The organism is Mesomycoplasma ovipneumoniae, from assembly GCF_030012565.1.
GTDB classification, from domain to species: Bacteria; Bacillota_I; Bacilli_A; order Mycoplasmatales; family Metamycoplasmataceae; genus Mesomycoplasma; species Mesomycoplasma ovipneumoniae_D.
The window spans coordinates 213338-227724 of sequence record NZ_CP124621.1 but is presented as its reverse complement, the minus strand read 5'-3'; the positions used below and the strand labels follow the sequence as shown (position 1 = coordinate 227724).

Below are 14387 nucleotides of genomic sequence, written 5' to 3'. Positions count from 1 at the left end.
TTTAAAACACTAACAAAAATCATAAAAAATACAACTACTATTTAAACTCAATGTAAAAAGAAAACTCATTTTTATTTACATTGAGCCTAAAAAAACATATGAAGTTTTGAAAGAACAATAAAAAAAGCCTTAAATTTATAGATTTCTAAACGGTTAAATTTAAGGCATTCCATCATATTAAAAATATAATGGATAATTCGCGCTGTCTGATTTTTTTAGACAAAAGACATAATCAAGTCCCCCTTAATTCAATATCAAAATTTATTAATTCATTCTTAGTGAAACTTATTATAACATAATTTTATTTTTGACCAAGCATTTTTTTTTTTTTTTTTAAAAGGTTAAATTTAAAATTATAAATATTAAGATTTTAGATCAAAAAACACGGATTTACCGGTATTTTTGCATATTTATATTCGCTAAAAAGTGAATTTTTGCCATCAAACTGGCAAACTCAGTCATTTTCCGCATTTTTCAAATATTAGAAAAAATACCAGAAATTACTGGTATTTTATTTAATTTTTTAACTTCTTTAAAAATCAGACTAAAATATAGACCCTAAAAAAATTATTGCTTTCCGTCTTCAGCAGTTACAAAATTAACTTTAATATTTTCAACATCAAAAGCAAACTGGAAAGAATTTCCTGATCCGGCCCTAATTCGGTTGATAGTCCAGAAAGTATCGACCTCCATAATTGGAATAATTGGCGCAAATTCACGGATTATTTTTTCAAAAACTAGCACAAATTCAAAAACTCTGTTCTGAGTTCAGCCTTCTTGTTTTTCTTGGTGTGTAAAAATTGCGTTAAAAAATGAGTCAATTCTGTTGTTATATTCATCTAAGGGCTCGGCAAATTCTGGAACTAAAATTGGCTTATTATTATAATCAGTTGCAGGAATTTTTTGTTCCTTGTCAAGGTAGACTTGTTTGAAAATAGGCTTACCTTGCCCGTCAAGTTTCAATTTTCGGGTAATTAGTTCTTCAAATTTCTTTAAAAAAATGTCAGAAATCTCGAGTCTTTTAGCAATTTCAGCTCTTTGCTGAGGTGAAATTTGATTTCACATTTTCCAATAAGTCATTGAAGAAGCTGGGTTAGACTCAAGTCCAGAGAATTTATTATCACTTGGCGAAATTTCATCTGTATTGAAAAACGCTTTTATATATGAATGAGGTTGAGAATTACCGATGTTGAAAAAGTCAAAGTTTTTCATTGTCAAATCAAAGTCACCAGTTGAAAGTCTTTGTTGGTAAATTCCATCAGGAAGTCTAACAGGGTCAATTTCGATAAAATTATTCGTATTTCGGGCTAAAATGTCCTGTAGACCAATAGCAACTTTTTCTTCGGCATCGTCTTTATATATAAAAGTTAGCTTAACTTTTTCAACAGTAGGATTATTCTTTTTAAATCTTTCAAGGAAAAATTTTGAAGTCTGCGGATTATAAGATGAATCTACTCTTGGGACAGATTCAAATCAGACCCCTTTTGCTAAATGTGAGCCATAATTTTGGGCTAAAACTGGAAATTCAACTTGTTTTCCGTTTGCGTCTAGAAATTCTGAACGGTAGTTTCTGTTTTCCAAAAAGGTCTCCAAAGGATAACCGCGAGAAGTTAGTATACTGTCAAAATTAGTTCAAGTTGTCTGTGGAAAAGAGTGGTCAAGACCGTATAAATTGAGTAAATCGATACGATTTATGCCATAAAGAATCGCTTTTCGCAGATCTGAATCTTGAAGGTAAGATTTTCCTTTTTTGACATTATCTAAATTAACTTGGATCCCAATTGTACCATATCCGGTCTGTTTTTCCATGTATCTTCTTGTTCTTTCTTCAGATCAGAATTTAGACTGAAAAGTTGAAGGAATTTTGGTTTTTGCAATGTAACCATCCAAAAAAAGTGACGATAAAAGTTCGGGTTGTTCAGCAAAAAAGACTTTAATTTTATTAGGAACGGTTTTATCTGATGAATAATAACCTTGTCTTTTTGTTAAGATCATTGAACCTTGAGAACCTAAATTAAGTTCAGAAATATCAAAAGGACCGTTAATTAAAAATTTTGACAAATCGGTACCAAAATTATTAATTCCGCCAGCTTCAATCTCGACAAATTCCCGATTTATCGGGAAAATTATATCAGGATGAATAACCTGTCTAAATAAGTTAATGAATTTTTTTGCCGCTGAGTCTTCAAATTGGATTCGGAGTCCATATTCGTCTCCAGGTAAAAAATCGTATCTTGGAATCAAATTAGGACCGTCAAATACTTGTGAAGGATCTAAAAATGGATTTTTTGTTAGTTTTATTACTGATCTTTGGTTGTTTTGCACAACGTTAATTTCAGTTGAATTAGCACTAAAATTTGGGTTTAGTGACAAATTAGCCTGAACTAGATCAACAACTTCCTTGTTTGTCATTTGTTCAAAAATTTGACCTGTATACATTCCAAAATTTCTTGCATTTTCTTTAAATTGGGCAACATATTCTTCATCACCGGAGTTTTGTGATTCAAAAACTTTTTGGTCAAAGTCAAGACTAACTTTGCCAGTTTTTTGATCTTTTACATATCTTTTTTGACCAAAAGGATTTAGATAAGGATTTCCAAATTTTGAGACATAATCTTGTTGGAGCGAGATCATTTTTTGGGCATTTTTAATATTCAGTGAAAGAACCTTAACTAAATTTGGTGAGGCAACATTAATATTTAGTACATACAAAATGTAGTCAATAAAATTTTGGGCAATAACAGGTTGATTATTTGCTCATTTTGAGGCACCTTTATTGAGAAAAATTGAAGTTGAAACAATTGACTGGGAAGAATTTTGGATTCCAACAAAAGATTTTGCCCCGCCACTTGAGGGTGCTACTGAACCAAGAGCCATTCCAAAATCGCTAATTGTAAAAGAAGAACCATCCGGAGTAATACCTGCTGGATTTTGCAATATTTCATCACCTGCAGTGCTTTGAAGATTTGTGTTATAAAGTTCAAAGGTAATTGCCGGTAAATTTAATTTTGCCCCATATGAATTTGAAGCAGATGGACCTGGTTTTACAAAAGATTCAACTAAAGAATTAAGAATTTGGTGGGAAGAATTATTTTTTACGTAATTTAAAGTGTTAATTGTTGTTGTTGAAACTCCAAAGTCAAATTCTTGACGATTTCTTTCAAGAGCAGAAGCACATGAGAACAAGAAAAAAGTCGGTATTACAACAAAAGAGTTTAAAATTAGTAACTTTTTAATTTTTTTCATATTAAGTCCTATTTAAATTGAGGTCGAATTACAAGGAATGATTGATTTGCTTTTTGTTCAATGTATGTTGGGGCTAAGTTGAAATTTTTACCATTTTCAGCAAGATATTTTGATTTACCTAATGTAAATAATCCTTCAATTTCTTGTCTGTTTTGGTCTGAAAAGTAAATTCTGAATTTTTTTAGACCTTCGGCACCTGGTCTTAAAAGTGCATTTTTAAACTCACCAATAATTGACCAAGATGAAATTCAAGAACTATAACCTTCATCTTTTAGTGTCCATTTTGTTGATAAGTCAGCCTGTTTTTTTAAGTAAAAAATGTTATTTGTGTCATTACTTGCTAATTTAATGTAGAATTTTTGGGCTGTTTGTTCATCTTCAAGAGTTAAATATTTGGCTTTAGCGGCATCTTCATTTTTTAAAAAGCCTCAAAAAGCAACCCTGTCTTGTTTTGAATCACGTCAAATTCCTGAAAGAGATCTTTGGCCAACACCTTGAGTTTTAAGAGAATAATACCAAAAAGCCTCAGGTCTGTTTGTGACTTTTTCACCTTTTAAGTTAGTTATTCTTATTGTATTATCCTCAACAGGTTCAAGATTGTCATCATACAATTCTCAGTTTAAAACTTTTCTTTGGAAGCGATCTTTAAAAAACCCGTTATTTGTAGAGACATTTTGATTAATATAACCATTTCTTCAACGGAAATTACCAACAACAGGTTGAATATTTCCATCACTGTATTTTTTTGAATCAGCAAGCTCGCCTTTGTAAGCTGAAAGCACGCGAGATAATTCAACTGAAATTTGGGCAAAAATTTCATCTTTTTCGGTTTTATATTTGTTTTTAATTTTCTGAATTTTTTCTTGATTTTCAATATTAGCTAAAGTTTGATCAATGAATTTTTGAGGTTTAGGTTGACTTTCTATTTCATCAATTTCTTTCTGTTCTTGTTGGCTAATTACAAAAGATTGGTTATAAAGTTCCTGATCCTGAGCTTTTTTGAAAGTTTCAGTTAAATTTTTGTATAAAGAATTTAAATTTTCTGAATTTTTTGAAGCTACATTATTAGTTAGGAAAAAATTAGTAAAAGGACTAATTAAAGTTTGTGAATATCCTTGGGCAATATCAAAAGCCGGAATGAAATTTTTAATCCATTTTCTTGTATAAATTGCATCAACAAAATACTCATTACCGGTGTTAGATTCAGAAATATTTTTAAAACCAGGCATAATATTATCAAGCGTTTTATCACTTGGAGAATAATGAATTTGGACAAAATCTCTTGTTAAAGATTCAGGGAAATTATAGACATAATTACTGAAAAAATCGTCTGGTTTTGTTTCAAATCTTGCTGAATTTTTTGCGCGGAACCATGAAAGTTCAAGGTCTGAGTTCATTCGCTGAAATTGCTGAATTCGACTGTCTCTACTAAGTGAATAGTCAACAAAGGTTTTTGTCCCTACTAAGTATTGCAATTTGAACAAATCCAAGTCTTTTGCCTCTATTTTTGCTTGACTTAAAAAGTCCTTGAGTCATCTAAAAACTTCTGATTTTTCTGGATCATTTAAATCTGAATTAACAAATGATTCATCATCTAAAACTAATGAATTTGTTTGGTCATACCCTGCAAAAGTCAATCATGCAATTTTAATTTTATCATTAATATCTGTAAGTTTACCAAATTTGGTTGCTGGTAAATTTTGCTGTGTTTTTCGAGCAAAATTTTTAAACCCCATAAATCCAACAGATGATAAAAATAGGTGGTCAATATTTTTGTTATCAATTTTTACATTTTTGATCAACAAGTTTAGAGTTGATTGTTCAAAGGCTTCCATCAACGTATTTGCAAAATTTTGTAAATTTTGTTGCAATTCTTCTTGAGAAATATCAAAAATTGACAATAATTTTTCAAATTTTGAGTCAAATTTTTCGCCTTTAACTCATTTAAGCGAAGAATTTTCTGTTTGATTTTCTTTTAATTTGAACTTTTCAGACAATTTATCAAAACCATATTTGTAAAGGTCAAACTTAGAATTAACATAGTCAAAATTTCAATCTCTAACAAATTCACCTTCACCTTTTTTTGAAATTTTAAGTGCAAATGGATCAATTGAAATAAACTCTAAAAAATCTGAAATTGATGAAAATTCTGTTTCATTTTTCTCGTTTTGATATGCAAAATAATTATTTTGATAATCAAAACCAAAAAGAGTTTTGTCTCAAGCATCGAGGTAAATTTTCGATTTATCAATGTTTGTGCCTGTAACATTAAATTTAAAATCTTGTGCAATCCCAAAAAATGGTTTTTCAGCAGTAACATTTGAAAATTTTAAAAGTTTTCCAAGAGGTGAAGTTCAACGTTCTGATAAATCTTTTTGCTCATCAAATTCACTCTGATCAAGAACATTGTCAAGTTGAGTTTGGGCTTGAGTTTGAATTCTAACATTAAAGTCATATTTTGGATTTTGATAATATTGATTTCCGTTTGCTGAAATTATTTTTCCATAATATAAACTAGAAAAAATTGGACCGTTAGTTAATTGTGCAATATCTGGATTATTTCTTGGTGATAAAATGTTAAATTCATCTAATGATAACAATAAGTGACTAGGAGCAATGCTTTTGCCATCTTTGTCAGTGAATTTTATAATTTTATGTAAATTTTTATATAGTTCAGAATTAAGGTTGAAAGCAAAGAATCTAGTCAAAATTCCTGCTGCCTGATCAGAACTTGCATTTTTAGTTGACAAGGATTGAACTAAAGCTTGGAAATAAATAGTGTATATTCTTTCAAGAAATGAGACTACTTGGGGTATTTTTGAAAAAAGTGAGTCTTTAAAAGTTGAAATGTTGTTTAAATTTGTGAATAAATCTGAATTTGTATGATCAGAAACACTAAGCATTGAGTTAAGAAGTGGTAGAATTTTGTTTTCTAAATCAAGTGATTTTTTGAATTGTTCAAAAGCTTGGGAAATTTGATTATTAGAAGAATCAGGTTGAACTCCCTTGAATAATTTGAAAAAATCAAGGAATTTAAAGCCGGCAGTTTTTTCTTTTTCTAATAATTCCTTTGCTAAATCCGCGACACTTTGGGGAACGCTAAGTGAAAGTTGAATTTCTATCAAAAATTGTGACAAGTCAAAAATTGAATCAGGAATTTCAACACTAGCTTTTAAATTTTTCGGGTTTTGACCAATAATTGTTCCGAAAAATGCTTGATTTTCAACAGGATTATTCAAAATTGATTTAAGTGATTTTTCAAACAATGGAGATGATGGCGAAAATCTAGTAAAAGACTGAGGGCTTGAGTCTCATCCATTATCACGAAAGTTTTTGACTATTTTATTCTCAAATTCGTCCTGAATTTGCTTAATTTTTTGCTGTAATTCAGGAAGACTATTAGGATTATTAAATGTTAAAGGATCAATTACTGGTTTCCCGTTTTCATAAAATAGGTGAACTTTTAAATTGCTAAAAGTTCTTCGGTCTGGGCTTGGTTCAAAATCAGCGACATGGATTTTTCCTTGATCGTCAAATTGGATTTTATTTCCGGCTCCATCAGTTAATGAATTAGAAAAAATGCCTTGAATATCGTTGGAATTTATAAATCCTTTTTGTTTTTTAGTGTCTTGATCTGATTCATCTTCAGTATTTTCTTGCGAGGTCGAATTTCTATTTCGGAAAAATTTAGAAACTCCAGAAGTTCCCGGATTTATTGTTCCTGAATCTGGGTCAATTGAATTTAGAAGAAAAAGATCATATAATTTTAGTTTTCGAATGTCCGCAGCATTTTTAAGACCCTCAATAGTTTGCAAAAATCTACGAGATTTTTTAGAAATTAACTCGTCAATATTTTGATTTTCATTTGAACCAAAAATTTGTGACTCACTCTCAAAATTATTTCCATTATCAAAGCTAAAGTTTGGATAAATTCCTTTATCTTCAGGGTTTAAACTAGGGGATGCTTTTCGCAAACTTAGTCCTGAAGATCTTGCATTAAGGTATAACTGAAGAACATCAAAATTATAAAAAGACTGTAAACCTAGTCCTGCATTTGTCGAAATCGCGTTTAAAACTACATTTGAATCAGGGTCAGAATTATCTTGGGCATAATTTAAAGTTTGGTGATGTCCGTACTCATGAGCACCAACATATTTTAAATAGTTAATTCCAGTTGTTTTAAAAAATGGAGAAGAAGCTTTTAAAAGCGCAATATACGGAATTCTTGATGAGTGTGAATAGCCGACAAATTCGCCATGTTTTGTGGTATATTTTTTCAAACCAGTTTCTGGATCAATCTCAAAATCAACATAAGTTCCAACAAGGTCTTCACCATTTGTCAATTTATCTCTTAAAACTTTATCAATTAGGCCGTCAAAAATTTCGCCATAAAGTTGATAAACTGTTGTGGTTTTTCCGTCTTTAAGAGTTTCAATTTCTTGAATAACCTTTGGAATTGCGCGATTTTTTCAATCAACAGCAATTTTAAAGCTATTAAATTCTTCAACATTTTTGGCATAATCTGAGTTTTCTGGATCCAGGTTAAATTTTATTGTTTTTGTTGAACCTTCAGGATCGTTTGGATCTATTAATTCAACTTCTAATTCAGTTTTTGACAGTTTTTTGAGTGATTTAATTTGATATGCTGACCATAAATTAGCATCAAATTCAGATAGATATTCGTTTTGTGCTTCAATTGAAGGACTTTCAGAACGAGTACCAAGTGGAAAAAATAACCTATTATTAGAATCTTTTTGATAAATACCGATTGTTTTTCCAACTGGGTGATTTATATTATAAAGATCATAAAATCCGTTTTTTACAATTTCATCAACTTTTTGGGAAATTTTTGTTGCTAATTCAGCGGCAATAAGCGTTATAATATCAGGATTTACATTCTGAGTAATAAAAAAATCTGTTGTTTCTGCACGATTAGCAGGAGTTTTTTTGTCTTCAGGGGTTGGATCAGAATCAGGATCTTCAAGTTCTAAAGAAAGAATTCCACGCGGGGTATTATTTTCATCATTTTTCAAATTAGACCTGATTGTGTCATAAATATCACGTATTTTATAGGTTTTTCCAAAATCTTGTGGGAAATTTAGACTGTAATTTTTAGGCAATTGGATGTCATTTTCATGGGCAAACATGAGAACTGCCAATTCAAATTTTTTCTTAACATCTTCAATTGTCTGGCCTTCATTTTCAAAGACAAAAAAATTCTCTGGCTGCTTAAATTTGTCTAATTTAGCAAGAATTTCTGAATCATTATCAAATGAATTTTTTAAAATTTTAACTATATCATAAATGTAAATTTTTTCATTTTTAACAAGATCAGCGGCAGGAATTCCGGCAACAACTTTGGATTTGTCATAATTTGCTAAAACTTGTTGTTGTGGAATTTTTTTAAAATATTCATCAAGAGCTTCTTTTGAAATTGCATCTTTAAAAATTTTGTAAGTTAAATTATCCGGTGCATTACCTCTTCCGGCTAATTCTGAATAAATTGGGAATGAACCAAAAAATGAATCTGGATAAAATTCTATTTTTGCTTCTTCTTTTCTAACAGCTGAATGCTGACCTAATAATAAATTATTACCTGATCGAGTTACACCCTTTTTTAGTGCAAAATGTTCTAAAGTTAAGGCATCTGGACCTCAGGCAACATTTTTAGTAAATCATTTTGCATATTCAAGAAATTCTGAAGGAGAAATAGCATCCCAATATTCGTTGACAAATTTCATAACCCCTAATTTTAGTTCAAAAATTGGAGTTTGACGGTTATAATTTATGGCAAATCAGTCTGCAAACTCTGATTCAGTAAAAACTCGTTTTTCTGATTTGATGTTTGGATTTAAAAAAATGCCGTATTTGCCGTCTTTATCGTCTTCTAATGGTTTAAATTCGGCAACATTTTCGCCTTGAGCATTATAAAAATTAGCATAAACTAACTCGCCTTGCTTAGTTTCATCAATGGTGTCTGAGGCAACATCAAGATTGTAAACTCCAAGTTCGTTATTATTTGCATAAAGTTTAATTCCGCCCATAATTCCGCCAACTGCTGCCGTCAGGCCGCCGCCAGCAAGCAAATAACTAACTAAAATACTAGTTTTTTTCATAATTATAGTCTCCTAATCTCCAACGTTTTACTTCAGAAAAAGTGGCTAAAATGTAGTGATTATTTCCTAAATCAATCCACTCAGGTTGGTTTGTTTCAGAATATTGGTGCATTTTTGGATCATAAATATATCCTGCAAGTGATTCGCCTTTTGATTCAATTGTTGGAATTGATTCAATTAGTGATTTTGTATAAGGGTGTAAAAATTTTTGGGTTATTTCTTTTGTTGGGCCAATTTCTAAAATTCGACCACGATAAACAACGGCAATTCGGTCTGAAATATATTCAACCATTCGAAGATCATGCGAAATGAAAAATATTGTCAAATTATATTTTTCCTTTAAATCTTTAAAAATGTTGATAATTTGGGCTTGAATTGAAACATCAAGCGCCGAAATTGGCTCATCGGCAACAAGAATTTTTGGTCTAAGCAATAAAGCCCGACAAATTCCGATTCTTTGCTGTTGTCCTCCTGAAAATTCTAAAGGAAATCTTGACAAAACTGAGCTATCAAGTCCAACTGATGCAAGCATGTCAGTAACGTATTTATAAGTAACATCTTTTGTCGGTTTTTGTAAAATATTGTTTAAAAACAGTGATTTTTTTTCAATAAAATCAGTGATTTTGGGGTGAATGGCACTGATTTTTTTAAGGTGATTGATTAAATTAGTAAATAATTCAGGAACTGAAGCCTGGGCTGTGTTTTTGTAAAATAAATCACTAATTTGGTTTATTAAATTTAGGGGCACTTTTTGGTTTTTAAGAATTTTCACTAACATTTCAAAGGTATTTTGATAATAATGCTGTGAAAATAGTAGTTTTATTGAGCCTTTTTTTCGCTGTTCAAGATTGACTATTCCTTCGGTGACTACATCGTAAATATTTTTATAAGGGTTAAGTGAAGAAAGTGGATCTTGGAAAATCATTTGCACATTTGAAACTAGCTCATCAAGAATTTTAGCCCGTATTTTACGAGTATTTTTTGGGAGTTCTAAATTATTAATAGTAATTTTCCCAAAACTTCGCGGAATTAAACCTGCTAGGGCAGACCCGGTTGTTGACTTTCCTGAACCAGACTCGCCAACAAAAGAAAGAACCTCACCTTCATAAATATTGAAACTTATGTCATGAATAACTTTGTTTTTTCGATTTCCGCTTCCATAAGTAATATCGACATTTTCAAAGCTAACAATTGGTTTTTTACCGCTAGATTCAAGCATTTTTTTAACACCAGGAGTCAACTGACGCCAAGTTTGGCGGACGATCTTACCAAAAAAATAAGTGTTTTTTTCAAGATAAAATTTAGAATTATTGCTCATTATTTTGCCTCATTTTTTGAAATTGGAGTCATTTTTGGTAAATAATTTTTGGCGGCATAACCTTTGGTGCTTTTGGATCAAGAAGTGCTGATTTTATACGGTGAGTTGGACTTATTTTATAAAATTTTGGCTCAACAAAAAAATCTTGTTCTAAGGCATAATCATTTCTAACCGCAAATGCATCACCGACAATTGAATTTAATGAAGATGGAACTACCCCACGAATTGAGGCCAGACGATCACCTTTATTTATGTCAGGCATTGAAGTTATTAGCCCTCAAGTATAAGGATGTCTTGGATTTAAAAGAATTTCGTCTCTTGTTCCTTCTTCAACAACTTGACCAGCATACATAATTGTGATGTAATTTGCAAGTGAAGCAACCACTCCTAAGTCATGAGTTATAAAAATGATCGTAATTTTCAGTCTTTTTTGCAAATCACGGATAATATCAAGAACCAAAGCCTGAACTGTTGTATCAAGGGCGGTAGTTGGCTCGTCCATAACAATAATTTTAGGCTCAAGTGAAAGAATTGCGGAAATAACAATTCTCTGAATCATTCCACCTGAGAGTTCATGAGGATATAATTTCATAACCATTTCAGGATTGACAATTTTTGTCATTTTTAAATATAAAAGTGCTTTTTCATAGGCTTCTTTTTTATTTTTGACAATTTTATTTAACAGCATTCCTTCCATTATTTGGGCACCGATTTTTTTGGTTGGATTCAAAGTTGACATCGGGTTTTGGAAAACAGCAGAAATTATTTTTCCCCGATAATTTGAAAGTTCTCAAGCCCGAAAATCAAAATTATGAACTGGATTGTTAAATAATCTTATTTCTCCTGATTCAACAACAGCATTTTCGCCCGCAAGTCCATAAAGACAAGAAGTAATTACCGATTTCCCTGAACCTGACTCACCGATTATTGCATGAATTTTACCTTCATAAAAATCAATTGAAGCATTACGAATTACGATATTTCGTATTGAAGGATTGGCTGGATTAACAAAGGATAAATTTAAATTTTTAATTTGGGCAACAATTTTGTACTTTTTATTGCCAATTTGTTTGTAGAGAACATTTTTTGAAAAAGCTTCAAAATCAAAGTGAGAACGGTTAAAACTTGTGTGCCAATATTGTTGAATTCTGTTTAAAATAGCTTGGATTTTATAGGATTTTTTTGATTTATAATGTTTTTTTATGTTAACTTCATAAGCTAAAAATTCTTCTTTAAGTTCAAGGAATTTTTCTTGATATTGCTTTGGATCCAAGTTTTTTTGCTTTAAAAGTTCTAAGTCTTTTTTAAACTTTTCTAAATTTTTTGCTAATTTATAACACAAAGTTGGATTTTCAGCATTTTTGCAATCAGAAAATTTGGCCAAAAAATAAGAAATCATTTATCTTTGCCTCCTTAGAGCATCTTGAACTGAATTTCCAATCATTTGAATTGAGGAAGTTAATAAAATTAAAAAGAATGAAGGAATTAAAACATAACGAGGATACAAAGTTACAATTGGAATTCCTGAATTAATTGCATTTCCTAAAGTTGGAACATTTGGTAGTGACAGACCAATAAAAGCAAGACCAGTTTCGCCAAGAATTGTACCTGGAATTACAAAAACAATATTTGTAATTAAAAGTGGAATAATTACTGGCACAAAATTAAGGAGAATTTTATAAGAAGGAGTTCCTAAAACACGTGAGGCAATTACTCATGTAAAGTTTCTAGCTCTTTTTATTTGCGCACGAACTTGATTTGCAAGTCCGATTCAGCCAGTAAGTGAAAATGATAAAACTAAAACTCAAAAGCTCGGACGCAAAACTAATGTCATCAAAATAATTACTAAAATTGTTGGTATATTTGAAACTATTTTAATAATAAAGGTAAAAATTTTGTCAAAAAGGTCAAAATTACCCATTAGTGTTCCAAAAAAAGTTCCAAGCGCAACATCAAAAAGGGCAACAATAAAACTTAAAATTAAGGAAAACTGCAATCCGTGTCATAAAAATGCCCAAACATCACGACCTTGAGAATCAGTACCTAAAATAAATCCTTGTGTAAAATAGTTTAAGTTTTTCATATCAGGTCGAAGTTGAGTCGGTGATCCAGTTGTAAAAGGGATAATAATTGCTAAAATTAGCATGAAAATAATAGTAACAATTCCAAAAACACCTGAAAAGGAACGGGAAAATCGAAGGAAAACTTCATAAAAATTATTACGGGGCTTACCAAAATAATTACGATCAAAACTTTTTGACTGAGCAACCATTAATTTTCACATTTGGTATGAAAAAGGCTGTAAAAATGGATTAGGTTTTAAGTTTTGGTCAATATATTTTTCAATTGACGGAAATTGATTCATTATTTTGCCCTCCTTCTAATTCTAGGATCGAGCAATTCGTAACTTATATCACGTAATGTATAAGAAATTATTGTCAAAAGTGAGTAAATAATTACTAAAAAGAGAATAATATTATTATCTTTTGACTGAATTGCATCAATCATGATCCCCCCAGATCCTGAAATTAAAAAGATTTTCTCAACAAAAATTGAACCAACAAAAGAACCTAAAACAACTAAAGGAAAAAATGTTGCAATTGGGAAAAGTGATGCCTTAAGTGCATGAGTTCAAACGAAGCGATTTCTTGTTAAATTTTTTAAATATGCAAATTTAGCATGCATAGAATTTAACTCATTATTAAGTTCAAAACGAATGTATCGCACATAACTAATTACAGATCCAATTGAAAGGGCAATGGCAGGTAGGACAAAAGTGGAGAAATCCTGTATATTAAAAATGTAAGGAATTCCGGCTTTTTGTCCAAAAATTAAAAGAAAAATTGCAAAAACTAGCGAAGGAATTGAGGAAAAAATCGCAATTCAGACTGTCGCTAAATTGTCAAAAAACTTACCTGGATTTTTTCCAACAGCAATTCCAAGCGGAACTCCAACTAAAAGTGTTAAAATAACTGAAACGATACCTATTGAAAAAGATGTGAAAAATCTTTGTCAAATAAAATCGCTAATTTCGACACGAGGTCTAAGACTATATGAAATTCCAAAATCAAAATTAATAAAATTCCAAAGGTAATTAAAATATCGTTGTGCTTGAGGCAAATCAAGTCCATAAAGATGTTTTTCTGCTGTTTTTTGAGCGTCATTTAGACCATGAAGAAAACCTGGCTCACCCGGAATTGAGTCAATCAGAAGAAAAACTAGTGTCGCAACAATTCAGGCCACTATTACGAATTCGAGAAAAATTTTTACAATTTTTTTCGAAAAGCGAAAAAAAAGCGATTCAAAACCGAAATATTTAAATAGTGGATTTTTCTTTTTCTTTGTTGGCGGAATAGTATAAATAAAGTTATAATCAATAATTTTTCTGTTTATGCCTATTTTTAACAGATCTCTGCGATGTTCACCATCATTTTTTAGGGTCATTTTTTTCCTTATTATTTAGTTTTAAGTGTTTTTAAATAAAAAAACGGGTTTTTGGCCCGTTTTCAAATTAAATTTAATGCTATTTTAGAAATTTCACAAAATCAAATTTGAAATGGCCGAGTTTTTAATATTATTAAAAATATTTTTATTTTTGTAAGAGTTAATGGATTTATAAAAGGCATTGAAAAAAGAATATGCAAAAACACTGATTTTTTTGGAAAAAACCATTGACATTAACTCTCACATTTTAAAAATATTTAAAA

General features: G+C 30.5%; 6 protein-coding genes. All 6 read right to left on the bottom strand.

Features of this window, described 5'->3' with window-relative positions:
• Nucleotides 1–567: 567 nt before the first annotated feature.
• From QJQ40_RS00885 to QJQ40_RS00860, 6 genes are read right to left on the bottom strand one after another with little or no spacing between them, the layout of a single operon-like run.
• Nucleotides 568–3246: an ABC transporter substrate-binding protein gene (locus QJQ40_RS00885; RefSeq protein ID WP_282861425.1), complete on the bottom strand. Its 2679-nt coding sequence runs from the start codon at nt 3244–3246 to the stop codon at nt 568–570.
• A gap of 8 nt (nt 3247–3254) precedes the next feature.
• The gene (locus QJQ40_RS00880; protein WP_282861424.1) at nt 3255–9362 is read right to left on the bottom strand and encodes a PDxFFG protein; all 6108 of its coding nucleotides are present in this window, start codon (nt 9360–9362) and stop codon (nt 3255–3257) included.
• The gene (locus QJQ40_RS00875) at nt 9349–10680 is read right to left on the bottom strand and encodes an ABC transporter ATP-binding protein (RefSeq protein ID WP_282861423.1); all 1332 of its coding nucleotides are present in this window, start codon (nt 10678–10680) and stop codon (nt 9349–9351) included. Before QJQ40_RS00875 ends, QJQ40_RS00880 begins: the two co-directional genes overlap by 14 nt.
• Complete coding sequence (locus QJQ40_RS00870) at nt 10670–12079, bottom strand: ABC transporter ATP-binding protein (protein WP_069099225.1); 1410 nt, start codon at nt 12077–12079, stop codon at nt 10670–10672. The genes QJQ40_RS00875 and QJQ40_RS00870 overlap by 11 nt, the downstream gene beginning before the upstream one ends.
• Nucleotides 12080–13045, bottom strand: coding sequence for an ABC transporter permease (locus tag QJQ40_RS00865; RefSeq protein WP_129643768.1), 966 nt, complete (start codon nt 13043–13045; stop codon nt 12080–12082).
• Entirely contained in the window at nt 13045–14124 is a 1080-nt protein-coding gene (locus QJQ40_RS00860; protein WP_069099227.1) for an ABC transporter permease, read from the bottom strand. The genes QJQ40_RS00865 and QJQ40_RS00860 overlap by 1 nt, the downstream gene beginning before the upstream one ends.
• Between the last annotated feature and the right edge of the window lie 263 nt (nt 14125–14387).